Annotated in this window: 32 protein-coding genes; 26 read left to right on the top strand and 6 right to left on the bottom strand. The window is 48.6% G+C overall.

Annotated elements, in window-relative coordinates:
- Positions 1-196: 196 nt before the first annotated feature.
- Positions 197-703 (top strand): DUF6653 family protein, encoded by a 507-nt coding sequence (locus CWB99_RS05185; RefSeq protein WP_138549632.1) that lies wholly within the window; start codon positions 197-199, stop codon positions 701-703.
- Here the strand turns inward: CWB99_RS05185 and CWB99_RS05180 are convergent.
- Together CWB99_RS05180 and CWB99_RS05175 are read right to left on the bottom strand one after the other, a co-directional pair.
- Complete coding sequence (locus CWB99_RS05180; RefSeq protein WP_138549631.1) at positions 688-1,035, bottom strand: rhodanese-like domain-containing protein; 348 nt, start codon at positions 1,033-1,035, stop codon at positions 688-690. The genes CWB99_RS05185 and CWB99_RS05180 overlap by 16 nt on opposite strands.
- Positions 1,036-1,038: 3 nt before the next feature.
- Positions 1,039-1,227 (bottom strand): YgaP family membrane protein, encoded by a 189-nt coding sequence (locus tag CWB99_RS05175; RefSeq protein ID WP_138549630.1) that lies wholly within the window; start codon positions 1,225-1,227, stop codon positions 1,039-1,041.
- Positions 1,228-1,342: 115 nt separating this feature from the next.
- Here CWB99_RS05175 and CWB99_RS05170 point away from each other — a divergent pair, with 115 nt between their 5' ends.
- From CWB99_RS05170 to CWB99_RS05160, 3 genes are read left to right on the top strand one after another with little or no spacing between them, the layout of a single operon-like run.
- Positions 1,343-1,651: an ArsR/SmtB family transcription factor gene (locus tag CWB99_RS05170; RefSeq protein ID WP_138549629.1), complete on the top strand. Its 309-nt coding sequence runs from the start codon at positions 1,343-1,345 to the stop codon at positions 1,649-1,651.
- On the top strand, positions 1,648-4,974 hold the full coding sequence (locus tag CWB99_RS05165; protein ID WP_138549628.1) for an efflux RND transporter permease subunit: 3,327 nt from the start codon (positions 1,648-1,650) through the stop codon (positions 4,972-4,974). Before CWB99_RS05170 ends, CWB99_RS05165 begins: the two co-directional genes overlap by 4 nt.
- Entirely contained in the window at positions 4,967-6,067 is a 1,101-nt protein-coding gene (locus CWB99_RS05160) for an efflux RND transporter periplasmic adaptor subunit (RefSeq protein ID WP_138549627.1), read from the top strand. The genes CWB99_RS05165 and CWB99_RS05160 overlap by 8 nt, the downstream gene beginning before the upstream one ends.
- On the opposite strand, the gene CWB99_RS05155 is transcribed toward CWB99_RS05160, so the two are convergent.
- A complete protein-coding gene (locus CWB99_RS05155; RefSeq protein ID WP_138549626.1) occupies positions 6,030-6,707 on the bottom strand; it encodes a nitroreductase family protein in 678 nt (225 codons plus the stop codon). The genes CWB99_RS05160 and CWB99_RS05155 overlap by 38 nt on opposite strands.
- Positions 6,708-6,959: 252 nt before the next feature.
- Here CWB99_RS05155 and CWB99_RS05150 point away from each other — a divergent pair, with 252 nt between their 5' ends.
- From CWB99_RS05150 to CWB99_RS05140, 3 genes are all read left to right on the top strand, one after another.
- The gene (locus tag CWB99_RS05150) at positions 6,960-7,622 is read left to right on the top strand and encodes a fumarylacetoacetate hydrolase family protein (RefSeq protein ID WP_138549625.1); all 663 of its coding nucleotides are present in this window, start codon (positions 6,960-6,962) and stop codon (positions 7,620-7,622) included.
- 88 nt (positions 7,623-7,710) lie between these two features.
- Positions 7,711-8,898, top strand: coding sequence for a formate-dependent phosphoribosylglycinamide formyltransferase (gene purT, locus CWB99_RS05145; protein ID WP_138549624.1), 1,188 nt, complete (start codon positions 7,711-7,713; stop codon positions 8,896-8,898).
- The gene (locus tag CWB99_RS05140) at positions 8,895-9,782 is read left to right on the top strand and encodes an aldo/keto reductase (protein ID WP_138549623.1); all 888 of its coding nucleotides are present in this window, start codon (positions 8,895-8,897) and stop codon (positions 9,780-9,782) included. Before purT ends, CWB99_RS05140 begins: the two co-directional genes overlap by 4 nt.
- Positions 9,783-9,800: 18 nt before the next feature.
- On the opposite strand, the gene CWB99_RS05135 is transcribed toward CWB99_RS05140, so the two are convergent.
- Both CWB99_RS05135 and CWB99_RS05130 read right to left on the bottom strand, forming a co-directional pair.
- Positions 9,801-10,487 (bottom strand): TorF family putative porin, encoded by a 687-nt coding sequence (locus tag CWB99_RS05135; protein WP_138549622.1) that lies wholly within the window; start codon positions 10,485-10,487, stop codon positions 9,801-9,803.
- A gap of 244 nt (positions 10,488-10,731) precedes the next feature.
- Positions 10,732-11,898 carry a hypothetical protein gene (locus CWB99_RS05130; RefSeq protein ID WP_138549621.1) on the bottom strand — a complete coding sequence of 389 codons (1,167 nt, stop codon included), beginning with the start codon at positions 11,896-11,898 and terminating at the stop codon, positions 10,732-10,734.
- A gap of 211 nt (positions 11,899-12,109) precedes the next feature.
- Between CWB99_RS05130 and CWB99_RS05125 the strand changes: the two genes are divergently transcribed.
- The 19 genes from CWB99_RS05125 to rplQ all read left to right on the top strand — a co-directional run bounded on the left by CWB99_RS05125 (position 12,110) and on the right by rplQ (position 23,859).
- A complete protein-coding gene (locus CWB99_RS05125) occupies positions 12,110-14,059 on the top strand; it encodes an AsmA family protein (protein WP_138549620.1) in 1,950 nt (649 codons plus the stop codon).
- A gap of 177 nt (positions 14,060-14,236) precedes the next feature.
- Positions 14,237-15,070: a polysaccharide deacetylase family protein gene (locus CWB99_RS05120; protein WP_138549619.1), complete on the top strand. Its 834-nt coding sequence runs from the start codon at positions 14,237-14,239 to the stop codon at positions 15,068-15,070.
- Between the two features lie 309 nt (positions 15,071-15,379).
- A complete protein-coding gene (gene rplN / locus CWB99_RS05115; protein ID WP_010386947.1) occupies positions 15,380-15,748 on the top strand; it encodes a 50S ribosomal protein L14 in 369 nt (122 codons plus the stop codon).
- Positions 15,749-15,758: 10 nt separating this feature from the next.
- Complete coding sequence (gene rplX, locus CWB99_RS05110) at positions 15,759-16,073, top strand: 50S ribosomal protein L24 (protein ID WP_054017615.1); 315 nt, start codon at positions 15,759-15,761, stop codon at positions 16,071-16,073.
- Between the two features lie 15 nt (positions 16,074-16,088).
- Positions 16,089-16,628 (top strand): 50S ribosomal protein L5, encoded by a 540-nt coding sequence (gene rplE / locus CWB99_RS05105; RefSeq protein WP_010386945.1) that lies wholly within the window; start codon positions 16,089-16,091, stop codon positions 16,626-16,628.
- Between the two features lie 10 nt (positions 16,629-16,638).
- Positions 16,639-16,944: a 30S ribosomal protein S14 gene (gene rpsN / locus CWB99_RS05100; RefSeq protein WP_010386944.1), complete on the top strand. Its 306-nt coding sequence runs from the start codon at positions 16,639-16,641 to the stop codon at positions 16,942-16,944.
- Positions 16,945-16,964: 20 nt separating this feature from the next.
- The gene (gene rpsH / locus CWB99_RS05095) at positions 16,965-17,357 is read left to right on the top strand and encodes a 30S ribosomal protein S8 (protein WP_046006906.1); all 393 of its coding nucleotides are present in this window, start codon (positions 16,965-16,967) and stop codon (positions 17,355-17,357) included.
- A 13-nt stretch (positions 17,358-17,370) separates the two neighbouring features.
- Entirely contained in the window at positions 17,371-17,901 is a 531-nt protein-coding gene (rplF, locus tag CWB99_RS05090) for a 50S ribosomal protein L6 (protein ID WP_010386942.1), read from the top strand.
- A 9-nt stretch (positions 17,902-17,910) separates the two neighbouring features.
- On the top strand, positions 17,911-18,261 hold the full coding sequence (rplR, locus tag CWB99_RS05085) for a 50S ribosomal protein L18 (RefSeq protein ID WP_054017614.1): 351 nt from the start codon (positions 17,911-17,913) through the stop codon (positions 18,259-18,261).
- 9 nt (positions 18,262-18,270) lie between these two features.
- Positions 18,271-18,777, top strand: coding sequence for a 30S ribosomal protein S5 (rpsE, locus tag CWB99_RS05080; protein ID WP_046006903.1), 507 nt, complete (start codon positions 18,271-18,273; stop codon positions 18,775-18,777).
- A gap of 6 nt (positions 18,778-18,783) precedes the next feature.
- A complete protein-coding gene (gene rpmD, locus CWB99_RS05075; RefSeq protein WP_010378276.1) occupies positions 18,784-18,963 on the top strand; it encodes a 50S ribosomal protein L30 in 180 nt (59 codons plus the stop codon).
- Positions 18,964-18,967: 4 nt separating this feature from the next.
- Positions 18,968-19,402, top strand: coding sequence for a 50S ribosomal protein L15 (gene rplO, locus CWB99_RS05070; protein ID WP_046006902.1), 435 nt, complete (start codon positions 18,968-18,970; stop codon positions 19,400-19,402).
- An 11-nt stretch (positions 19,403-19,413) separates the two neighbouring features.
- Complete coding sequence (gene secY / locus CWB99_RS05065; protein WP_046006901.1) at positions 19,414-20,742, top strand: preprotein translocase subunit SecY; 1,329 nt, start codon at positions 19,414-19,416, stop codon at positions 20,740-20,742.
- A 22-nt stretch (positions 20,743-20,764) separates the two neighbouring features.
- On the top strand, positions 20,765-20,878 hold the full coding sequence (gene rpmJ, locus CWB99_RS05060) for a 50S ribosomal protein L36 (RefSeq protein WP_002959476.1): 114 nt from the start codon (positions 20,765-20,767) through the stop codon (positions 20,876-20,878).
- Between the two features lie 129 nt (positions 20,879-21,007).
- Entirely contained in the window at positions 21,008-21,364 is a 357-nt protein-coding gene (gene rpsM / locus CWB99_RS05055; RefSeq protein WP_010386936.1) for a 30S ribosomal protein S13, read from the top strand.
- A 13-nt stretch (positions 21,365-21,377) separates the two neighbouring features.
- The gene (rpsK, locus tag CWB99_RS05050; protein ID WP_010386935.1) at positions 21,378-21,764 is read left to right on the top strand and encodes a 30S ribosomal protein S11; all 387 of its coding nucleotides are present in this window, start codon (positions 21,378-21,380) and stop codon (positions 21,762-21,764) included.
- A gap of 22 nt (positions 21,765-21,786) precedes the next feature.
- The gene (gene rpsD / locus CWB99_RS05045) at positions 21,787-22,407 is read left to right on the top strand and encodes a 30S ribosomal protein S4 (protein ID WP_046006900.1); all 621 of its coding nucleotides are present in this window, start codon (positions 21,787-21,789) and stop codon (positions 22,405-22,407) included.
- Between the two features lie 24 nt (positions 22,408-22,431).
- A complete protein-coding gene (locus CWB99_RS05040) occupies positions 22,432-23,418 on the top strand; it encodes a DNA-directed RNA polymerase subunit alpha (protein WP_010386933.1) in 987 nt (328 codons plus the stop codon).
- Between the two features lie 39 nt (positions 23,419-23,457).
- Positions 23,458-23,859: a 50S ribosomal protein L17 gene (rplQ, locus tag CWB99_RS05035; protein WP_138549618.1), complete on the top strand. Its 402-nt coding sequence runs from the start codon at positions 23,458-23,460 to the stop codon at positions 23,857-23,859.
- Positions 23,860-23,932: 73 nt separating this feature from the next.
- On the opposite strand, the gene CWB99_RS05030 is transcribed toward rplQ, so the two are convergent.
- Positions 23,933-24,523 (bottom strand): hypothetical protein, encoded by a 591-nt coding sequence (locus tag CWB99_RS05030; protein WP_138549617.1) that lies wholly within the window; start codon positions 24,521-24,523, stop codon positions 23,933-23,935.
- Between the last annotated feature and the right edge of the window lie 516 nt (positions 24,524-25,039).

Genomic DNA, 25,039 nt, shown 5'->3' with positions numbered 1-25,039 from the left:
GCCACTATGATAGATCTTATCGCCATCGATTCCCCAGAAATACCCACGCTCAGTGTAAGGTCAGGCGGGAGCTTACGCTGTTAACGAGTTGCGCCAAAGGGTCAGAAAATGTACTCGGTCGTTGACATTTTTAAACAGAGGGTAACGCCGACTCTGGCTACACTGGCTGATAAGTAAACTGATCTTAGAGGTCGATATGATGCAACGAACTGCCGCTAAATATTTCGCCATGAGCGAAGAAGTATGGGCACGCCATGCTAACCCCTGGAGTGTCTGGAGTCGCTATTCCTGTTTGCCTTTGATGATTGCCTGTCTGTGGTGGCGAGACTGGCTTGGCATCGCTTTTTGGCCTGTACTGGTGGCATTGCTGCTTTGGGTTTGGCTGAATCCCAGATGTTTCAGCAAACCCAGGGATACGCACAACTGGGCGTCACAAGCTGTCCTGGGTGAGCAAATCCTGATTTATCAGCTCGAGCGGGTACCTTTAGTGCATTATCAGGTGATCAAAGTGATTATGGTGCTGCTGACGCTGAGCACACTGGTGTGTGCCGTGGGCTTGTGGTTTCATGAAGCCATCAGCACCAGTGTTGGGGCTTTGGGTGTGATTATGAGCAAAACCTGGTTTCTTGACCGCATGGTCTGGCTGTATCAAAGCGTCACCCGCTCAGATGCCGATATCGCCGCACGTCAGGCGAAGACCTGACATACCTCATCGGCTTTACAAGTGATCACACTGACATTCTGATAGCCAATGCGTGTGAGCTGTTCGGCGGCAAACACAGCCCGGCCGCCAGCAGCACAGTGCAGATACAGTGGCCTGCTGGGGTCTTTTTCCAGCGCTGGTAATTGAAATTCCAGTACGCCTCTGGGAATATTCAGCGCACCTGAGGCGGCTTTTTCCTGATGCTCCTGAGGTTCACGTACGTCAATCAGCAGACCCTGGTTGGTCGCCATTTCTGCTTTGGCCTGCTCGGCTGTGATACAGCGTTGGTTGGGCCGAACGGTTTTTAATATGTCCTGCGGGGATGTCAGCATAGATTAATTCTCCATTCCAAGTTTTTTAAGTAATGTCATCATAGGGAACCAGCCTGTAAAGGCGGATTGGATCAGGTTCAATGCAATAAACACACTAAACCACACCCAGCGTGGGTCCATAAACCAGGTCAGTAAAAACGACAGGATCAGCATACTGCCCGCGATCAGTCTGATGGTGGCCTCAAGTCTCATATTCTTTACCTCCTGAATTCAAGTATATTGCAAGATGGGATATTAGCAAGATCTAATATTAGTAACTTCTAATATTTTGTTTTATACTGATCCCAGACACATTGTGGGAGGAAGTATGGATCTACACGCTATGGCCGACAGCGCTGCACAGGCTGAGGCTTTACTTAAAATGCTCGCCAATCGGAATCGCCTGATGATTTTATGTAGTTTGCAAAGTACAGAGCTCAGTGTGGGTGAGCTAAATGCTCAGGTCCCGCTGGCTCAGTCCGCCTTGTCTCAGCACCTGGCTGCGATGAGAAAAGCCGGCGTTGTTGCATCGCGGCGAGAAGGAGCGACCGTCTATTATCGCATTGCGGATGACAAAGTTCTCGCGCTGCTGGCGCAACTTTACCAGTTGTTTTGTGCAGATAAGGACCTGTCATGAGCACCAAGGCCAGCTTGACGGAGCGCATACTGAAGCAAAGTTTGTCAGGCCGCTTGCCCGCCCTGTTATTCTTTTTTGCCATAGTACTGGGTGCACTGGCGCTGCAATTCATGCCGCGGGAGGAAGAGCCTCAGATTGTCGTGCCGATGCTCGATATTCACGTGACGGCGCCCAATATTGCAGCACCTGAAGTCGTGCGCCTGGTGACCACGCCGCTGGAGAAGCTGTTAATGCAAATTCCCGGGGTCGAGCATGTCTATTCTACGACCAACAGCGGCAATACGGTTGTGACATTACGATTTCATGTCGGTGAAAGCCGAGAGCAGGCCATCCTGAATACCTATACAAAGCTTTATGCTAATGAGCATCAGATGGCTGCCGTCGTCAGTGATTGGCAGATCCGGCCGATTGAGGTGGACGATGTGCCGATTGTGATGTTGGGCTTGTACAGTGAAAAACCCGAGCAATACGATGATTATGACTTAACCCGTTTTGCACAGGAAATATCAACGCAGTTACAGCAGCTGCCCGATACCAGCGAAGTCAATGTGGTTGCAGGGCGACAACGGACGTTAAACGTATGGCTGGATGCAACCGCCCTGGCGGCGCACCAGAGTACGCCTTTGGATGTGTTACACGCCATTCAAAGCAGTAATCAACTACAGCAAGTCGGTAAACGTGTTGCCGGAAATAAACAGATTGTCCTGGAAGCTGGCGATGTACTGCGCACCTCTGACGCCTTACGCGAATTAGTGATCACTGTGGTGAATGGGCGCACTGTCAAACTGAAAGATGTGGCTCGTATTGAGGACGGTCCGGGCGAGCCTGAGCATTATCAGTGGCTTGCGCTCAACGATGAGCACCAGTCATTGCCTCTTGTCACCATTAGTGTCGCCAAACAAAAGGGTAGTAATGCGGTAGCAGTAGCTGAACAGGTTCACCGACTGATGCGCCGTTTACAGGCCCAGTTGCTGCCACCTGAGGTAGCGGTCAAGGTACTACGCGACTATGGACAGACAGCGGATGAAAAGGTGAATGACCTGATGGCCAGTCTGGTTTTTGCGGTGCTGACCGTGGTCATCTTTGTCGGCGTTTTTCTCGGCTGGCGACCCGCAATTGTGGTGGGTCTGGCGATCCCAGTGTGTTATGGGATCACCCTGGCTCTGGGCTGGGCGTTTGGTTATACCATCAATCGGGTGACGCTGTTTGCGTTGATCCTCTCACTGGGTCTGCTGGTGGATGACCCTATTACTGGTATTGATAACATCAGCCGCCTTTTGCTGCCGGGCAAGTCTCGAAAGCAGCAAATCATGACGGCAATGACGGAGATCCGCACAGCCTTATTGATGTCGACGCTGACTATCATGATGGCATTTCTGCCACTGGCCTATATTACCGGCATGATGGGGCCGTATATGGCACCGATGGCGTTTAACGTGCCAGTGAGTGTCATGATATCAACGGTGGTGGCGTTTTTTATCACCCCCTGGCTTGCCAGTCGCTTGCTGACGACTCAACCATCGGCTGTGCCGAGTCAGGACAATCATTGGTATGCGGCCTTACTTACACCACTGTTACGTTCGCCGCGCAGAGCTAAAGGGATGTTATGGGCAGTACTGGCGTTATTTGTACTGAGTGCCAGTCTGCCAGTGTTTCGGGCTGTGCCCCTTAAGCTTTTACCTTACGACAACAAAAACGAAGTGCAGGTACTGATCGATTTACCGGAGGGCAGTAGTCTGGAAGCCACTGCGCGCCTGACACGTGCAGTACAACAGCGAGTTTGGCAGATCAATGAGGTGAACGCCATTGCAGCCTATGTGGGCCAGCCTTCGAGTATGGACTTCAATGGCATGGTACGCGGGTACTACCGTCGCCATAGTGACAACCTGGCAGAGCTGAGGGTGTTATTGCTGGACAAAAGCGAGCGTGTGCATCAGTCCCATGCTGTGGTGCTGAGGCTGCGCGACGCATTGGCTGAGTTTAATCGTGCTGGCACGGTAGTCAAAGTGGTTGAGGTACCGCCGGGCCCGCCTGTGATGAGCACCCTGACAGCAGAAGTGTATGCTGAGCCTTTTATCTCTGCAGACACGCACCGTGAAGCGGCGCTGCAGCTGATGACACGTTTGCGTCAGGAAGCGCATGTTGTGGAAGTTGATACGTCTTTGTCGGCGCCCGCCACATTGCAACGGTTTGTCGCAGACAAGCAAAAAGCAGCGCTCTCCGGTGTGAGCAGCGTTGAAATTAATCAAACGCTGGCACTGATCAGCAAAGGCATGCAGGCAGGGTTATTGTATCAGCCGCGCGAGGCTCAACCTGTGCCGATCAATTTGCAGCTGGCTTATGCGGATCGTCAGCGCTGGTCCGCTTTACTTGCAACCCAAATCCGCGGCTCCGGTGAGGTGACTCAGGAGCAGCAGGGACTTGGTCTGAGTCGTGCGGCTCGGCCTATGGTGGCTTTGTCTGAAGTAGGGGAAGTTCACACTCTGGCGGTTGAACCTGCGATTTATCGAAAAGACCTGGCACCTGTGATTTATGTTTTTGCTGAGTTGAACGGCCGTACACCTGCGGAGGTGATTGCCGATGTGGTGGCCGATGAGCAGCAAGTTAGTATGCCCATAAAGAGTGACAAGCAGGCAACTCCCTGGCAGCAAAGAACATTTCTCAGTAGTGGCGGCGCACAGCCATGGCAGCTGCCAGAGGGGACAAGTTATCGCTTCAGTGGGGAGGGAGAATGGCGGATCACCGTGCGAGTTTTCCGTGATATGGGGATTGCCTTTGCTTTTGCGCTCGCGGCTATCTTTGTGATCCTCCGCTGGCAGACCGCTTCCAATGCAGTGGCACTGATCATTATGTCGGCCATCCCTTTGACCATGATAGGGATTATGCCGGGCTTCTGGGCACTGAATCAATTTGGTGAACGCACTATTGCAGGTGCACCGGATCCTGTGCTGTTCACGGCCACCGCCATGATTGGCATGATTGCATTGGCTGGAATTGTGGTCAGAAACTCTCTGATCCTGGTGGAGTTTATCACTCAGGCAAGACAAGCAGGTATGCCGCTGCAGGCGGCGCTGATCCGCGCGGGTAGTGTACGCATGCGACCGGTATTGTTGACTGCGGGAACGACTTTATTGGGTAATCTGGTGATCATTCTGGATCCGGTATTCAGCGGTCTGGCACTGGCAATTGTGTTTGGCATTGTCGCATCGACCTTATTCTCTTTATTGGTTGTGCCTGTCGTTTATTATCTGGTGTTCAGAACATCGGATGAAACCGCTGACCCGACCCCAATTTCTGACAGTTTGGAGACTACTCATGTTTAATATTCGCCTGTTGCGTCCGATTGCCGCCATATTGCTATTGTTACTCGCAGTAGCCTGGATGGCCGGACTGTTTAATAGCACCACACTGCCGGGAGAAAAGCCGCTGACACCTGCTTCTCAGTTAGCCACCTATGTTGTTGAGCAGCGGCTGATTCACGATGTTGAGGAAATCCCGGGCAGTGTGATAGCAAAACACAATACGGTGGTTGCAAGTCGGGTACTGGCCCAGCTCAAGAGTTTGACCGTGCGCTCCGGAGACACAATTCAGGCGGGGCAATTGATTGCGACTCTGGATGATGCCGATCTGCGTGCACAGCTGCGAGCGGTCAAGGCGCAGCAGCAGGCCAATTTAGCACAACTGACTCAGGCACAAAAACAGCTGGCGCGTGCCCAGGCTTTGCAGCGCAACGGCTTGGTTGCGCATAACCAGGTCGATGAGTGGCAAACTCAGGTCAATGAGCTGACAGCCAGGGAGTCGGTGCTGCAGCAGCAGTACAAAGGCGCAGAGGTGGCATTGAGTTATACTCAGGTCAGGGCACCAATCTCGGGTACGCTGGTGGCACGGTTACAAGAACCCGGTGCCATGCTCAATCCCGGGTCACCGTTAGTCTCAATCTATAACCCTGCACAACTGCAGGTTGAAGTGTCGGTCAGGGAGCGCTTGCTCACGGAGCTGACCGTGGGGGCCCGCCATCAAATCAGTATACCGGCTGCAGAGGCAACCCGGTACGCCATCATCAGTGAGCTGGTGCCTGTAGCTGATAGCGGGGCGAGAAGTTTTACGGTTAAGCTGGATATGCAGTGGATGCAGGGAGTGATCCCGGGAATGTATGCAATGCTGAAGCTTCCAGCAGCTTCTCGCCCGGCTGTGCTGATCCCCAAATCTTTAGTCCAACAATATGGGCAGCTTAGTAAAGTTGAGGTGTTGCATAACGGGCAGGTTCAGAGCCGGTTTATTCGTCTGGGTAATGAGTATGGTGATGAGGTTGAAGTGGTCAGTGGCTTGCTCGCCGGTGAGCACCTGGTAACGGGTTCACCGACGGCATTACCTGTGGCTACAGAAAAGTCGCAATCTCCTCAAGCGGCTTTTTAACCAGAGCATGTTCCGGCACGGTGGCGTCTTCAGCAGGATAACCGGCAATTAACAGCATATATGGACGCTCATTTTCCTTATCCCGTTGGCAGATTTCAGTCAAAAAGCTCATAGGTTTTGGGGTGTGGGTTAGTGTCGCCAGACCTGCATGATGCAAAGCCTGGATCAGAAAACCGGTGGCAATGCCAACGGACTCATGCACATAGTAGTTGGTATTTTTATCTTCCGTGTGGATACCGCCTTTTTTCTGGCTGAAGATAGCGATTAACCAGGGAGCATGTTCCAGATAAGGTTTGTCTGCATCGGTCCCCAGCGGTTTTAACGCATCGAGCCACTCTTCACCTGCGCGGCCCTCATAAAAAGCCTGCTCCTGTTGTTCAGCGGCGGCGCGGATCTGCTTCTTCACGTCCTGGCTGTGGATAGCAACAAAATGCCACGGCTGGTGGTTGGCGCCGCTGGGTGCTGAGCCTGCGGTTTTGATGCAGGCTTCAATAATCTCTTTGGGTACCGGGCGGTCGCTAAAACTGCGGATGGTATGACGGCGCTTGGCTTCATCCAGAAATGCAGTGGCACGATTGAGCATTTCTTCTTGTGGATATTCAATAAAGTCGTTGAGGGGCACGTTCGCATGTTGTTTCATGATTTACCTTTATCTTTTTTGTTTATAATTTGTTATATCCTGACTGCGTTTCCCTTGCAACTGACCGACACTCAGTGTGCAGGCACAATGTAAAGCTGACGATGGTCTGACGGCAATTTTACTTTACCTTTGCAGACTAGAGTAAAAATGTGCCGGTTATTCCTATTGGTTATATTGAACATTCGCAACCAGCACTCTGTCACTGTATTGGGATCTGCTACTATAACCGCTCAATTCTGAACGGAGGTCACTATGTATCAGCATGTATGGGAATCAGGTGAGTCGATTGCATTGCCAGTTGGTAAAGCGGTGTGTGTGGGTCGTAACTATGTTGCACATGCCAAAGAACTCAATAACCCGGTACCGGAGAGCCCTTTACTTTTTATCAAACCCACGACGGCGTTCTGCCACTTTCAATCACCACTGAGACTTAATAGCGCACTGGGTGAGCATCACTACGAAGCTGAGTTGGTACTTCTGGTGGGCAGCAGGATAGACCACACTACAAGTGCGCCATTAGAGCACATCAGTGGTATCGCCACGGGGCTGGATTTGACGTTAAGGGGTTTACAGTCTGAATTGAAGCAACAGGGACATCCCTGGGAATGTGCGAAAGCGTATGATAACAGCTGTAGCCTTACACCATTCAGACCGGTTGATGGATTGGATGAGAGCAGCGTGTTGCACTATGCATTTTGGCAAAATGGCCAGTTAAAGCAGCGCGGAGACAGTAGCTTGATGATTTTTAACCTGCATACCCTGTTAAAGGCCTGTGCTCAATATTTCACCTTGGTACCAGGTGACATCATTATGACCGGCACGCCCAAAGGGGTAGGGGCTTTACAATCCAAAGATGAGCTGACTTTGAGTCTGCTCGATGGCCCTGCCTATTCTGCGACGGTGGACATTAGCTAAGCGGTTCGTTTATCTGGTTTGCAATGCTGCCAGTACAAAGTGTGCTACTGTTTGTGCCAATCTGTTGAACGTTATTAAGGATCAAGTCATGAAAGTAAAACCTCTTGGGACACCATTTAGTGCGACGTCATGCAAAGTCCTATTGTGTGGTGGTGGCGAGCTGGGTAAAGAAGTGGTGATTGAGTTTAAACGACTTGGTGCAGAGGTGGTGGTACTGGATCGTTATGACCATGCGCCAGCGATGCAAGTTGCTGATCGCAGCTACACTTTGTCGATGCTCGATGGTGACAAGCTGGCAGCTGTCATTGAGCAAGAGCAGCCTGATTATATTGTGCCCGAGATTGAAGCCATTGCAACCGATACCTTAGTGGCGCTGGAACAGCAAGGCTTTACCGTAGTGCCCTCAGCGAAAGCCACGCAGCTGACTATGAACCGTGAGGGGATCCGCCGGCTGGCCGCGGAAGAGCTGGATTTGGCAACGTCGCCCTACCGGTTTGTTGATACACAACAGGAATTCATCAGTGCAGTTGCTGAGATAGGCATGCCCTGTGTGATTAAACCTATCATGAGTTCTTCTGGCAAGGGACAAAGTGTGGTGCGCAGTGAGGCTGATCTTGAATCCGCCTGGGAGTATGCGCAACAGGGTGGCCGTGCAGGTCAGGGCAGAGTGATAGTTGAAGGCTTTGTCGACTTCGCTTACGAAATTACCTTGTTGACCATCCGCCATATCAACGGCACCAGCTTTTGTGAGCCAATTGGCCATGTGCAACAGGATGGTGACTATCAGCAAAGCTGGCAACCACAAGCAATGTCGGAGTTAGCTTTGGCGCGTGCCAAAGCAATGGCTGAACAGGTCACAGAAGCGCTGGGTGGACGAGGCCTGTTCGGGGTTGAACTCTTTATCAAAGATGACGAGGTGTATTTCAGTGAAGTCTCTCCACGTCCTCATGACACCGGCATGGTGACCCTGATCTCTCAGGACCTGAGTGAATTTGCGCTGCACGTTCGGGCCATTTTGGGCTTGCCTGTTCCCAACATTCAGTGTCATGGTCCATCGGCATCCAGCGTTATACTGGTCGACGGCATGTCACAGCAACTGAGCTTCACTCAGGTCGCCGAGGCCCTCACTGAAGCGGATACCGATTTACGTTTGTTTGGCAAACCTGAAGTGGCAGGCCGGCGCCGTATGGGGGTTGCACTGGCACGTGATGCCAGCTGTGAACTGGCCACCGAGAAAGCAAAAAGAGTAAGTTCTACCATAGGCACAATTTTATGACACACAAGGTAATGGGCGATTTGGTCGCCGGATTTTGGCGTTTACTGGACTGGCAGTATAGCCCGGCTCAGACACTGGATTTTGTAAAGCAATTAACAGAGTTGGGTGTGCGAGATACCGATCATGCCGATATTTATGGCCAGTACGAATGTGAAGCGGCCTTCGGTCGTGCTCTGGCGCTGCAGCCGTCGGTTCGCGAGCAGATCCGCATTATCACCAAATGTGGCATTCGTCCGGCCCTGGCAAGTAAAGGGCTTGCGGGCAAAGCCAATCACTATGACTCAAGCAAAGCGCATATCATTGCCTCAGTGCAGCAGTCTTTACAGCACTTTGGCACAGATCGTATCGATACACTGCTGATCCATCGCCCTGATTACCTCATGGATGCTGATGAAGTCGCTGAGGCGTTTAACACACTCAAGCAAAATGGTGATGTATTGCACTTTGGGGTGTCTAACTTTACTCCTTCGCAGCTGAGTCTGCTGCAGTCTCGTCTTGATTTTAAGCTGGTGACAAACCAGGTCGAGTTTTCGCCCTATGAGATGAAGGCACTGGATGACGGTACCTTAGATCAGTGTCAGCAGTTGAGTATTCATCCTATGCTGTGGTCGCCTTTGGCCGGGGGACGCCTATTTGCATCACAAGATGACAAGGCGGTGCGTTTGCGTGCTTGTCTCAGTGAAGTGGCTGAAGAAGTAGGTGCCAGTGGCATAGATGCAGTGATTTATGCCTGGTTGTTAATGCACCCAAGTAAGCCGTCCGTGGTATTGGGTACAGGTAACATTGAGCGGGTACGTACGGCCGTGGCGGCGCGTACGCTAACTTTATCCCGTGAGCAATGGTATCGTATCTGGCAGGCATCGACCGGTCATAGTGTGCCTTAAGCCTGTGAGGGACTGGACTCAGAGCGTAAAGTCCAGCGCATAACTCACATAAGCCTTGATGTCATCATCGGCATCAAGGTCCGTCTTCACTAATCCCAGTGTAAACCCTCCAGTGCTTAGACTGACGCCATAATCCATATAGCTATCATCCTCACCCGTCCACTCCATGACGGTATCGCCACTGGAGCGTCCAATATGCAAACCCAGTTCAGACTCTGTAAACACCGCAAACGCCGCGTTCAGTTCCAGATACAACATGTCTTCTTCTGTGGTGGAATCATCCTGGGCGGTAGTCAGGTGGCTGAGTTTGAAGGTGAAATACTGCCAGCCGAGAGAGGCATAGAGCTCACCAAAGTCAATATCGCCAGCTGCATCCGGGTAGGCATAGTGAATATAGCCGATGTCATAGTTCACTTGATTGAACTCGCCACTGAATCCCGCATAGAGATCTAACTCGTAGCTGGTGCTGGCCGTATCACCAAAATCTACGTTGGATGCCCAGGCGCCAAGGTAAAACCCTTTGCCGCTGTCGTAATCCAGCCCACCGGAGACTGCGGCACCATCATCTGACTGGGTAATGCCGCGCCAGAAATAGTTTGAGCTTGCGGCCACATTGGCGCTAACTGTACCGGCAGATTCTGCGAAAGCCATCGAATGGGTGAACAGCAGTGAGATTGCACAGATCAATGAGTGTTTTTTATTCATGTAGAGTCCTCTGGAGCACAAAGTAGTTGTCGTGCGTGAGGGTGCAATGGCTAAGCCAGTCTTGAATAAATTATGCTTTATTGGTTTTATGGTTTTGATTTTTATAAATATAGTTTGAGCTTGGAGTGGTTTTTTGTAGATCGGAGCGGGGCTGAGTATGCACGCAGCTGGTGCAGATATGCTCTATGTTGCACAATAATCAGGCAGCTTGTCTGCTGCCTGATTGTCTGAGCGAATGGTTCAGTTATCCGAAAATGGCGCGCATCAGTGAGATGGTTTCATCGACGCTACGGCCTTTTTCTACTTCGGCAATAATGGAGTCGCGTTTGGCTCGGATATGTTCTGGAATGCTGTCGCCACTTAAAGCACGATCAACCAGCGTTTCTGCTGATTCTTTCGTACGACGAGTTGTTCTGGTCCCGCCACTGCTTGTTGTCCTTTTGGGTTTGTTTAGCAGCTTGTAGTAGTTTGAACTCTGCGGCGTATCTTCGTCTGCATAATAGAACAAGCACGGCAGTAAGGCCTTAATAGCAAGCAGGCGGGCTTCGGAGTCGTCTGCGGCAGTACCCGTTGCAAACCAGGGCATCCTATTGATAGTAACAACCACATCCTGCCAGTAACGTTCGAAATCCCGGTTGGTCAGTTTTGCAATGCCCAGTGCCTGACACAGGGCGTCCAGCTTGCTGTTGACCAGCGGCGTGAACACATCCGGGCGGCGCATTGCCAGAAGGCGAGTAGCCGGTGCCAGAGTCGGCTTTTCATCGCTGTGACTAAATGCCATCAGGTAAGCCAGTACAAACTCTTGGTAATGCTGCTCCGTCACTTCGCCTTCCAATGGGATATGGGCCAGCGCAGTATCAAACTCGCCGGGCAAGTCGGCCAGTAATTGATGGAACCCTTTGGCACTTTTCGTTGACGCAAACCACTCAACATCAAACTGATACACACTGGTATCCAGGCTGGCTGCGTGTTTGCCACTGAATGCCAGGCGATCTTCGCTGATCATGTCCTGTAAGGGGGTCGCACGCAGTGGGGCCAGGTAATCAATCAGTTTTAGCTGCTCGTCCAGTGCCAACTCCGTCTCACGTTGACGAATGAATTCGCAGATCACAGGCCAGGGCGCAATACGCAGAGTTTTTAGCTGCAAAAAGCTGATGGCACTGATCAGCATATCCTGAAGCTTCTTCACGATAGGCAGTTGATGGTCGTCAAGCAGCTCAAAATTAATGCGGTTCTTCGCTACATCCAGCAGTTCATAGCACCACCCCAGAAAGTCTTCCGGATGATTTTCGACCTTGACGGCCATCAGGTTGAGGCTGATCTCGGTCGCCTGTTTCAGGATGTTCTGGTAAATCTGACTTTCTTGTTCGCCCAAAGCCATGTTCGACGGTGAAATGAGCAGCTTCTTCATGTCGCAGCGGTTCTCCAACTAGAGGGTTAAATACAGACTATTCAGTTTAGCGAAAGGTCGGTAAAACTGACAAGGGCGTGGATCATACCGAGATCTCTCGCAAGTGCAATGCGAGATAGTCTAGATTGAAAAATCTTCCCGGGTGAAGGTGAATTTATCAACCAAATCGCTATCATAGAATGAGTCATTGATGATTTATAAAGGAAGAGATATGAAACGCGTGCTCAAACTGATAGGCGCTCTGGTGTTATTGCTGTTGGTGGCAGTTGTTGTCGCTCCGATGCTAATCCCGACTTCCACGATTATTGCGCAGTTAGAGCAACAGGTCGAAGCGAATACCGGCCGTAAGCTGGCAATCGCAGGCGACAGCGAGCTCAGTATTTTACCGCGGCTGAATATTACCCTCAACGATGTACGCTTTGAGAACATGCCCGGGGGCAGTCAACCCGATATGCTGACGATGGAGCAGCTGGCAGTCCATATCCCCTGGGTTTCGCTGTTTTCCGGAGAGTTTAAGCTAGAGCAGTTCGTGATCCGCAATCCAAAGATTTTGCTGGAAAAGAATACCGCGGGACAGGCCAATTGGGTATTGGCGCTGGGCAAGGGCACCACACCTGCACAACCAACAGAGCAAACACCGACTTCATCAGGCCCGGTGACATTACCAGCAGGGTTTGATATCGCTCTGGGCGAAGTGGCTATTTATGGTGGTGAGCTGATCTATGCTGATGAAACATCCGGCGCGCGTCATACGCTGTCTGATCTGGCACTGACTATCACCTTACCTTCTCTTTATCAGGCGCTGGAATTGGATGGCAAGGTGACCTTTCAGGAAGAATCGTTTGCCCTTAACATGACTGTTGACACCCCTGCAAAGGCGATAGAGAGCAAAGATTTCAGCTTTTCACAGGCTCTGGAATCACGTCTGGTTAATATGACCTTTGATGGGCAAATAGTGCAGCAAGGCAAGGTTTTTAGCGGTGCATTAAAGCTATCCGGCGATTCAGTAAAAGAGATTGCGCAGTGGCAAAAGGTTGACCTGAACGCGAAACCGGAGGCCTTTAATCAGTTCGAAGTGGCCGGAGAAATGCGCTTTGCCAATGATGTATTTGCACTGCAGTCATTAAAAGCCAAATTGGATAAGCTTGATATTCAGGGACGTAGTGAGATTAAGCTGGGAGATCGACTGGGGGTGACGGCCGATGTTGACTTGGGTATGTTGGATCTCAACCCTTATCTGCCAGAACCGGTTGAGGCATCAGAACAACCTGACAGTGTACCGGGTGAACCACAACCCATTGTCTGGGACGACAGTGAAATCGATTTGTCGGCACTGAATATGCTGGACGCCAAGGTGGTGATCCGCTCCAGCGGCCTGCGTGCCAGAGAGATTAAGCTAGGTGCGAACCAGTTTTCTGTTGCACTGAATAAGGGAAAAGCAAAACTATCTATGGATAAGTTTGCAGCTTATGAAGGTAACGGCAAAGGGGTGGTTCATGTTAATGCAGCAACTAAGCCGTATCAAATTACAACTAACTTTGCCCTTAATAATATCAATGCCGAGCCGCTTCTGACAGATGCGATTGGTTTTGACAAAGTGCTGGGTAAAGGCAGCCTGAACTGGGACCTGGAAACCCGAGGCATCAGCCAGAAACAGTTTGTTTCGGCGCTGGCCGGGGAGCTGGCATTTGAGTTTAAAGACGGTGGCGTTAAAGGCGCAAACCTGGCCGAAATGGTACGCAAAGGCAAAGAGATGCTTAAAGGCAACTTTTCTGCTGTCTCTGAGGGCATCAATGCCGACTTTGACCCAAACCAGAAAACGGACTTCTCTGCGCTGACTGGCAGCTTTCAATTTCTCAATGGGGTTGGTCGTAACCGTGACCTGACTTTGGCGAGTCCTTTGATCCGTATTACCGGGGAAGGGGAGGTTGACTTACCAAAAACCTATGTGAACTATCGAGTGGTGACCGGCATTGTCGATACCATTGAAGGTCAGCAGAGCCAGGATGACAGCACAGGTTTTAAAGTACCCGTCAGAATTAAGGGTCCATTCCACAAGGTGGAAACTAAGCTGGATCTGAGTAGCGCGGCTAAAGACAAAGCCAAGGACGCGGTAAAAGACAAGCTCAAAGACAAGTTGAAAGGCTTTTTTGGCGGCTAGTCACTAGCAAGTGTTCTCATACCGGGCTTAGTTGCCCGGTATGTTGTAGAGTAAATTCATAGTGTTAACCCCACCATAAGCTTCCTTCAGAAAATCTTAAGTCACTTAATCTAAGCTAGTTTGGCAGAATATAAAGCCTGGTTAAAATCCGAACGAATTCTTTTTGTGGAGGGATGTATGACAAGCATGACACGACTACTGATTCTCTTAGGCAGCACGCTTTGCCTGCCAGTTGCTCAGGCCGACACTCCGGCGGTAACAGACAAGCAGCAAGCTGCTGTATTCAGCTATCCGAAGGGGGCGAAATATGCGGTGAGTCTGACATTTGATGATGCCAGAGCAAGTCAACTAGATGTGGGTGTCCCAATTCTTGATAAGTATGGCGTGAAGGCCACCTTTTATGTGATGCCAGATCCTGTACAAGCGCGCCTTGAAGATTGGCGTAAAGTTGTGGCTACAGGCCATGAACTCGGCAATCATACCCACTCTCATTTGTGTACAGGCAACTTTGCCTGGTTGAGAGCACAGGATAAAGGGCTGGAGCAGGTTGATCTTGCCTGGCTGGAACAGGACATTCTTAAAACCAACCAGTTTTTGAAAGCCAAGCTCAGTGTCGAGCCAAAAAGTTTTGCCTACCCCTGTGGTAATACTTTTGTTGGTCGCGGCACTCAGGTGAAAAGCTATGTGCCTCTGATTGCCAAACATTTCAGTTCCGGGCGCACCTGGCTGGATGAAACTGCTAACAATCCGACCTACACTGACTTCGCACAACTGACAGGAATACGCATGGATGGTATGCGCTTTGAGGAGTTGAAAACAATGATCGAAGCACTGCGCGAAGACAACAAATGGATCATCCTGGCAGGCCATGAAGTCGGTGAAAACGGACTTTATAGTGTGGATAGTAAGGTGTTGTCACAATTAATTCATTACCTTCAAGCGCCAGAAAATGACTATTGGGTCGACACCGTTGATAAAGTGGGGACTTACATAAAAATGCATCGTAATTAACTTCGGTTGAGTGTTTTTTGTGCGCTGAGAGTGGGTTATAATCGATGCTGTTTCATCCCATCTGCATAATTAGTTTGACTGCATGACTTGTGAACGAGTGGTTTGTCCCCATATCCCTGTTTTACGGCAAGTTCGGCACAGCGGCATAGTCAAATTAATTAAAAATTGAACTATCTTTAGCGCTGCTTTGCTGTTACAATTGCCCGCCCTTGAAACACGACACGTTCGTAATTTGAGTGGAAATTAATCTAAATGCTTAGGTTTTAAACAAAATCTAGGCGAGTTGTAATTACACCGGAGCTCATCAAGATGATCCAAATGCAAACTCAGCTGGACGTTGCTGATAACAGCGGCGCTCGCAAAGTGCAGTGTATTAAAGTCTTAGGTGGTTCGCACCGTCGCTACGCAGCGGTTGGCGACATCATTAAAGTTTCTGTTAAAGAAGCAATTCCTCGCGGTAAAGTGAAGAAAGGTGATGTTAAAAACGCAGTAGTTGTGCGCACCAAAAAAGGCGTTCGTCGTCCAGACGGTTCTTTGATCCGTTTCGACAGTAATGCTGCTGTTATCCTTAACGATAGCCTACAGCCGATCGGAACTCGTATCTTCGGCCCTGTGACTCGTGAACTACGTAACGAAAAGTTCATGAAGATCGTTTCACTAGCACCAGAAGTACTATAAGGAGTCGATCATGGCAGCAAAAATCCGTCGTGATGACGAAGTAATCGTACTAGCCGGTAAAGACAAAGGTAAGCGCGGTAAAGTGCTTTCAGTTGTAACTGATACTGGTCGAGTATTTGTCGAAGGCATCAATATCATCAAAAAGCACCAGAAGCCTGTACCACAACTACAGCAAGCTGGCGGCATTGTTGAGAAAGAAGCGTCTATCGACGTATCTAATGTCGCGATCTTCAATGCCGAAACTGGCAAAGCTGATCGTGTAGGTTTTAGATTTGAAGACGGTAAAAAAGTCCGTTTCTTCAAGTCTACTGGTAAAACTATCTAATAGTTGGAGTAGACGATGGCGAAACTGCATGAAGTGTACAAAGACAAAGTAGTAAAAGAACTTTTTGAAAAGTTCGGTTACAGCTCTGTCATGCAAGTCCCTCAGATCGAAAAGATCACACTAAACATGGGTGTGGGCGAAGCCCTAGCTGACAAGAAAATTCTAGAGAATGCAGTAGCTGACCTAGAAGCTATCTCTGGTCAGAAGCCTCTGGTTACTAAAGCACGCAAATCTGTTGCTGGCTTTAAGATCCGTGAAGGTTACCCAATTGGCTGTAAAGTAACCCTACGCGGCGAGCGTATGTGGGATTTCCTAGAGCGTTTAGTCTCTATCGCGATGCCACGTATTCGTGACTTCCGCGGTGTTAGCGCAAAGTCTTTTGACGGTCGCGGTAACTATTCTATGGGCGTACGTGAGCAAATCATCTTCCCAGAAATCGATTATGATAAAGTCGACCGTGTTCGCGGTATGGACATCACAATCACTACTTCTGCGAAAACAGATGACGAAGGCCGTGCGTTGTTAGAAGCGTTCAACTTCCCATTCAAAAAGTAAGGGTAGGGTTATGGCAAAGAATTCAATGAAAGCACGTGACGTAAAACGTGCTAAATTAGTTGCTCAGTATGCTGAAAAGCGTGCTGCGTTAAAAGCTATCATCAGCGATGTTAACGCATCTGATGATGAGCGTTGGGATGCAGTGTTAAAGCTACAGTCTTTACCACGCGATTCTAGCCCTTCACGTCAACGTAATCGTTGTAACATCACGGGCCGCCCACATGGTTACCTTCGCAAGTTCGGCATGAGCCGTATTAAAGTACGCGAAGCTGCTATGCGCGGTGAAATTCCTGGCCTTAAAAAGGCTAGTTGGTAATAGAATCACGGGAGTAAGACATGAGCTTGCAAGATCCAATTGCGGATTTGTTTACACGCATCCGTAACGGTCAGACTGCGAAGAAGGTATCTGTAACTATGCCAACTTCAAAGCTGAAAGTAGCTATTGCTAAGGTACTAAAAGACGAAGGTTACATCGGTGACTTCGCAGTATCTGGTGACGTTAAAGCAGAATTGACTATCGAACTTAAGTACTTCGAAGGCAAAGCTGTTATCGAAAACATCCAGCGTGTTAGCCGCCCTGGTCTACGTATCTACAAGAAACGTGACGAATTACCTAAGGTAATGGGTGGTCTAGGTATCGCTATCGTATCAACTTCTAAAGGCCTGATGACAGACCGCGCTGCGCGTAACGCTGGTGTTGGTGGTGAAATCATTGGCTTTGTAGCTTAATCGGAGGGGAACTATGTCTCGTATAGCGAAGGCTCCTATTACTGTTCCTGCCGGTGTTGAAGTTACAGTTAACGGCCAGGACATCAAAGTTAAAGGCAAAAACGGTGAATTAACGCGCACTATCAATGCTGCGGTTGAAGTTTCACTTAACGACAACGTTATCACTACAACTCCACGTGAAGTTGCTAACGCTTGGGCTCAAGCGGGTACTGCGCGTGCGTTGATCAACAACATGATCATTGGTGCTAACGAAGGTTTTGAGAAGAAACTACAACTAGTAGGTGTTGGTTACCGTGCGGCAGTTAAGGGTAAAGTATTAGATTTAACTCTTGGCTTCTCTCACCCAGTGAACTTCGAGATCCCAGCGGGAATCACTATCGAAGCTCCAAGCCAAACTGAAATTGTTGTTAAGGGCGCAGACAAGCAGCTGGTTGGTCAAACTGCTGCGAACATTCGTTCATACCGTGAGCCAGAGCCTTATAAAGGTAAAGGTGTACGTTATGCTGACGAATACGTGCGTCGTAAAGAGGCTAAGAAGAAGTAAGGTAAGACGATGGATAAGAAAACAGCTCGTCTACGTCGTGCTAAGCGCACTCGTAGAAATATTATCGAACAGGGCACAACTCGCCTTGTTATCCACCGCACGCCACGTCACATTTACGCTCAAGTAATTAACGTTGAGGGTAATGTACTGGCTGCTGCTTCTACTGTTGAAAAAGCAATTGCTGAAACAGTTAAAGGCACAGGCAACATCGAAGCGGCTCAAGCAGTTGGTAAAGCAATCGCTGAGCGCGTAGCTGACAAAGGCGTTGAAAAAATCGCTTTTGATCGCAGTGGCTTTAAATATCACGGCCGTGTGAAGGCGCTTGCTGATGCAGCGCGTGAAGCCGGTCTGCAATTCTAGGAGTAGACAATGGCTAACGTAGAAGCAAAAGCACAACAGCCTGAATTGGCTGAAAAGCTAATCGCGGTAAACCGTGTGTCTAAAGTAGTTAAAGGTGGTCGTATCTTTAGCTTCACAGCACTGACTGTAGTTGGTGACGGCGCAGGTAAAGTAGGTTTCGGTTACGGTAAAGCACGTGAAGTTCCAGCTGCTATTCAAAAAGCAATGGAAAAAGCACGTCGTAACATGATCTCAGTAGACCTTAACGGTCATACTTTGCAGCACCCTATCAAGGGTCGCCATGCTGGTTCTAAAGTATACATGCAGCCTGCATCAGAAGGTACAGGTATCATCGCCGGTGGTGCGATGCGTGCAGTACTAGAAGTTGCTGGTGTGCAGAACGTACTTTCAAAAGCATACGGTTCTACTAACCCGATCAACATCGTTCGTGCAACAGTTGCCGCTCTAGAGAACATGAATTCTCCAGAAGGCATTGCTGCTAAACGTGGTCTTAGCGTTGACGAAATTTTGGGGTAAGACACCATGGCAAACACAGTAAAAGTAACTCAAGTACGTAGCTCAATCGGTCGTTTACCGAAGCATAAAGCTACATTACGTGGCCTTGGTTTACGTCGTATCAACCACACTGTTGAGCTAGAAGATACGCCAGCAGTTCGCGGTATGATCAACCAAGTTTCTTACATGGTTAAGGTAGAGGGTTAATTCGATGCATTTGAATACACTTTCACCTGCTGCTGGTGCAAAGACAGCTGGTAAGCGTGTTGGCCGTGGTATCGGTTCTGGTCTTGGTAAGACTGGTGGTCGTGGTCACAAAGGTCAAAAATCACGCTCAGGCGGTAAAGTACGCGTTGGTTTCGAAGGCGGTCAAATGCCTATGCAACGTCGTCTGCCTAAGTTCGGTTTCACTTCTCGTAAATCACTAGTATCTACAGAAGTTAACCTATACGAAATCGCTAAAGTTGAAGGCGATGTGGTAGACGTAAACGCGTTACAAGCAGCTGGTATCGTTAAAAAGAACATCCAGTTCGTAAAAGTTGTTAAATCTGGCGAAGTTTCACGCGCAGTTACCGTTAAAGGCATTAAAGTGTCTAAAGGTGCTCGCGAAGCTATCGAAGCTGCCGGAGGCAAGGTAGAAGACTAAGGAAGTACACTATGGCTAAACCAGGTCAAGATATGCAAAGCGCACAGAGTGGGCTAGCGGAACTGAAGCGCCGACTACTGTTTGTATTGGGTGCTATCATTATTTACCGTTTAGGTTCGTTCGTGCCGATCCCTGGGATTGATGCCGCCGTACTTGCCGAATTCTTCGAGCAACAAAAGGGCACCATTGTTGAAATGTTCAACATGTTCAGCGGTGGTGCGCTTGAGCGTGCCTCGGTACTCGCGCTGGGTATTATGCCCTATATCTCAGCTTCAATTATTATGCAGCTATTAACGCACATACATCCTGCGATGATAGAGCTTAAGAAAGAAGGTGAGCAAGGTCGTAAGAAGATCAGTCAGTACACGCGTTATGGTACGCTTGTGCTTGCTACATTCCAGTCTATCGGTATTGCGACTAACCTTCCTAATATGATGGATGGGTTGGTTGTGAATCCTGGTTTCGGTTTCTACTTCACCGCTGTGGTGAGCTTAGTAACCGGTACTATGTTCCTGATGTGGCTGGGCGAACAAATCACAGAGCGTGGTATTGGTAACGGTATCTCGGTTCTGATTTTTGTTGGTATTGTAGCTAACCTGCCGTCTGCAATCGGTTCGACAGCAGAAATGGCGCGTCAAGGTGATCTGAACGTATTAGCTTTGGTTGTGATTGCGGTAATCGTATTCGCTGTAACTTATTTGGTAGTGTTCTTTGAGCGTGGTCAACGTCGTATCGTTGTTAACTACGCAAAACGTCAGCAAGGCCGTCAGGTCTTCGCAGCGCAGAGCACGCATTTACCATTGAAAGTAAACATGGCGGGTGTTATTCCACCAATCTTTGCTAGCAGCATCATTTTGTTCCCTGGTACAATTGCAAGCTGGTTCGGTCAAGGTGAAGGTCCAGTTGCTGACTTCTTACAAGCCGTCTCTGCAGTGTTGACTCCTGGTCAGCCTCTGTATGCGATGGTACTTGCAGCAGCGATTATCTTCTTCTGCTTCTTCTACACTGCGTTGGTATTTAACCCGCGTGAGACAGCAGACAACCTGAAGAAATCTGGCGCATTTATTCCAGGCATTCGCCCAGGTGAGCAGACATCTAAATACATTGATAAAGTAATGACACGCCTGACTTTGGCCGGTGCGTTGTATATTACCTTTATCTGTCTGGTGCCCGAGTTTATGACCATGGCGTGGCAAACGCCGTTCTACTTCGGCGGTACATCAATCTTGATTATCGTTGTGGTTATCATGGACTTTATGGCACAAGTACAGACCCATCTGATGTCTCATCAGTATGATTCTGTGCTGAAAAAAGCGAACCTTAAAGGCTACGGCCGCTAAGGTCTGTTTACGGAGTTGAGTAATGAAAGTACGTGCTTCCGTTAAGAAAATCTGCCGTAACTGTAAAGTTATCAAACGTGCCGGTGTGGTACGCGTGATCTGCAGTGAGCCTAAGCACAAGCAAAGGCAAGGCTAAGAAATCTAGTCGTGCAGGCTAAGTAATCTACTTAGCCTGTTTCATTGGTAAAACCTGAATGTCGGTTGGGTATCCTATACGGGCTTTCCAGCAAGATGATAATCAGGTTTATTTATAGGAGATATGTTAGTGGCCCGTATCGCAGGCATTAACGTTCCTGATCATAAGCATGCTGTTATCGGTTTAACAAGCATCTATGGTGTAGGTAAAACTCGCGCTAAGGCTATCTTAGCTGCGACAGGTATCGCTGAAACTACTAAAATCGGCGATTTAAACGACGAAACTCTTGACATCCTTCGTGAAGAAGTTGGCAAGTACACTGTTGAAGGTGATCTTCGTCGTGAAGTTACACTAAACATCAAGCGTCTTATGGACCTTGGTTGTTTCCGTGGCTTACGTCACCGTCGTTCGCTTCCACTACGTGGTCAGCGTACTAAGACTAACGCGCGTACTCGTAAGGGTCCTCGCAAGCCTATCAAGAAATAAGGTGGGGTAAGTTATGGCAAAAGCACCAATTCGTCGTAAAAAGGTCAAAAAGCAGGTTGTTGACGGCATGGCTCACGTTCATGCATCTTTCAACAACACGATTGTGACCATCACTGACCGTCAAGGCAATGCTCTTTCTTGGGCGACTGCAGGTGGTTCAGGTTTCCGTGGTTCTCGTAAGTCTACTCCTTTCGCTGCACAGGTTGCTGCGGAGCGTGCAGGTACTGCTGCTCAAGAGTACGGTCTTAAGAACCTAGAAGTATTCATCAAAGGTCCAGGTCCAGGCCGTGAGTCTGCTGTTCGTGCATTGAATGCTGCTGGTTTCCGTATCACAAACATCACTGACGTGACGCCAATCCCACATAATGGTTGTCGTCCACCGAAGAAACGTCGCGTATAATTAATAGGTTAGGAGAAAGAACATGGCAAGATATTTGGGCCCTAAGCTCAAGCTGAGTCGTCGTGAAGGTACTGACCTGTTCCTTAAAAGCGGCGTAAGAGCTATTGACTCTAAGTGTAAACTAGAAACAGCACCTGGTCAGCACGGCGCACGTAAGGGTCGTCTATCTGACTACGGTCTACAGCTACGTGAAAAGCAAAAAGTTCGTCGTATCTACGGTGTACTTGAGAAGCAATTCCGTAACTACTACAAAGAAGCTGCTCGCCTTAAAGGCAACACAGGTGAAAACCTGCTTCAGCTTCTAGAGCAACGTCTGGACAATGTTGTATATCGCATGGGTTTTGCAAGCACACGTGCTGAAGCGCGTCAGCTAGTAAGCCACAAAGCGATTATGGTTAATGGTCGTGTTGTTAATATCCCTTCTTTCGTAGTTACTCCAGAAGACGTGGTAGTAATTCGCGAGAAGTCTAAAAAGCAAGCGCGTATCATCGCTGCTCTAGAGTTGGCTGAGCAACGCGAAAAGCCAACTTGGATTGAAGTTGACGGTTCAAAAATGGAAGGTACTTTCAAGCGCCTACCTGAGCGTTCTGATCTGTCTGCGGACATTAACGAACAACTAATCGTCGAACTTTACTCGAAGTAAAGTTAAGAGTTAAGAGAGGATAAAATGCAGGGTTCTGTAACCGAATTCCTAAAACCAAGATTAGTCGATATCGACGCTGTAAGCTCAACGCGTTCTAAAGTAGTTTTAGAGCCTCTAGAGCGTGGTTTCGGCCACACACTAGGCAATGCTCTACGTCGTATACTTCTTTCATCTATGCCTGGTTGTGCTGTGACAGAAGTTGAAATTGACGGTGTATTGCACGAGTACAGCGCGAAAGAAGGCGTACAAGAAGACATCATTGAAATTCTGTTGAACCTGAAAGGTCTGGCAGTATCTCTAGAAGGTAAAGATGAAGTTTTCCTTACCCTGACTAAGTCTGGTGTAGGCCCTGTGACTGCGGCTGATATCCAGCACGACGGAGACGTGACTATTGCCAACCCTGAGCATGTGATCTGTCACCTTACGGCTGACAATAGTGAGATCAGCATGCGCATTCGCGTTGAGCGTGGTCGCGGTTATGTACCGGCGTCTAGTCGTTTATCCTCTGATGACGATGAGCGTCCAATCGGCCGTTTGCTGCTTGATGCATCATTCAGCCCGGTTGAGCGTATTGCGTACTCGGTTGAGTCAGCTCGTGTTGAGCAACGCACAGACTTAGATAAACTAATCATCGATATGGAAACGAACGGCACTTTGGATCCTGAAGAAGCGATCCGTCGTGCGTCTACTATTCTTGCTGAGCAGCTAGAAGCATTCGTAGACTTACGTGATGTTTCTGAGCCGGAAGAAAAAGAAGAGAAGCCAGAGTTCGATCCTATTCTGCTTCGTCCAGTCGATGACTTAGAGCTAACTGTACGTTCTGCGAACTGTCTGAAAGCCGAGCAAATTCAATATATCGGTGACTTAGTACAGCGTACTGAAGTTGAGCTTCTGAAAACACCAAACCTTGGTAAGAAGTCTCTGACTGAAATTAAAGACGTGCTAGCTTCACGTGGTCTTTCTCTGGGCATGCGCCTGGAAAACTGGCCGCCTGCAAGTCTGGCTGAGTAATCTAAGTTACTATATTAGTTTAGTTAGAAGGATAGGGTCATGCGCCATCGTAAGAGTGGTCGTCAATTAAACCGTAACAGCAGCCATCGCAAAGCGATGTTCAGCAACATGGCTGGTTCTTTGGTGAAGCACGAAATCATCAAAACAACTTTGCCTAAAGCGAAAGAGTTGCGCCGTGTAATTGAGCCTTTAATCACACTGGCTAAGACTGACAGCGTAGCAAACCGTCGTTTAGCGTTTGCTCGCACGCGTGATAAAGAAGTAGTTGGTAAATTGTTCTCTGAGATCGGTCCTCGTTTCGCGGATCGTCCAGGTGGTTACACTCGTATTCTGAAGTGTGGCTTCCGTGCAGGTGACAACGCGCCAATGGCTTACATTGAACTACTAGATCGCCCAGTTGCGGCTGAAGAAGTTCAAGAAGACGCGCAGTCTGCAGAGTAAGTCTTACTAGTTAAGACACAGAAAAGCCGGGCAATGCCCGGCTTTTCTACATCTAAAGGAAAGTACTTACCTATTAAAAGTTCCAGTGGAACAACAAACCTAGGTGGTTACCATCCAGTTTTGGTGTATTGCTGTAGCTGTAGCCACCGATTTTTGATAGTTCGTACTCTACTACACTGTATCTCATTTCCAGGCTGCCATTGAAATCCTCAAATGTGTACATGCCTGAAACAATAAACTTGCCTGCACTATCGAAATCCGCATTGCTTGAAAAATCATTGTCTAGTTCTACGGCTGTATCTAGTCCAATACCAAGACCAAACTTAAATTGCTGATTGATTTTGTAGTAAGGAACTGCCTCAAGTGCAAATCGACTGAAAGTCACATCACCATTTTCAGCGTTGGCTGAGTCAAAGTGATAGGTTGCATTAAAGCGAATATCAAACGTTTGATTAATCGCATAATTCAAAGCACCACCGAGAATGAAACCATCACCGGCTTTAACGCTGTCAGTACTATTATCTTCATAAGTAAGGCGACCAATAGTGTCACCACCCATTGAATAACCAACTGTTGCAGATAAAGACCAGGGGCTTTGAGCTTCTTCTGATGCGAATGTTGAGGTAGAAAGTGCAGCTAATACAGCTAAGCCTAACTTTTTCATTGTATTCCCTATATTGTATGAATGAATTTCGGGCGTGATTTTGTCTAAAATTTTATTAGTTGTACAGATTATGTGTAAATAGACGTAAAAAATGTCTATAAAAAGGTGTTTTAGGTGTCTTTTTGTCCGAATGCACTGTTTTTCTCACTTTTCTTCAAAAAAGGGTTGCGCTGAGTTTCGATTTCCCTATAATGCGCATCCACCGACACGGGGCACAACGCTGAAAAGCAACGAGCCAAGTGAAGGAAAAGCCAAACGGAAAGCTTAATTAAGAAAAATTAAATTTTCTAGTTGACTTTAAAAGTGAAGCGGTTAATATGGCGCTCCACTTCGCAGCAAGGCTGCGGTAACTAGCCAAGGTTAGTTACACTGTTCTTTAAAAATATGAAGCAATCATCTGTGTGGGCACTCGTACAGATTGAGTTCTAACAGCGAAGCTACTTAGGTAGTGACGCAAAAAAATTTAGAGTCTCAACTGAACTGAGTGACTAACATAGTCAATTCGTTTTGATTTTA

Origin of the sequence: Pseudoalteromonas rubra, from assembly GCF_005887095.1 — a bacterium.
Taxonomy (GTDB): Bacteria; Pseudomonadota; Gammaproteobacteria; order Enterobacterales; family Alteromonadaceae; genus Pseudoalteromonas; species Pseudoalteromonas rubra_E.
This window is presented reverse-complemented; position numbering and strand designations above follow the sequence as displayed.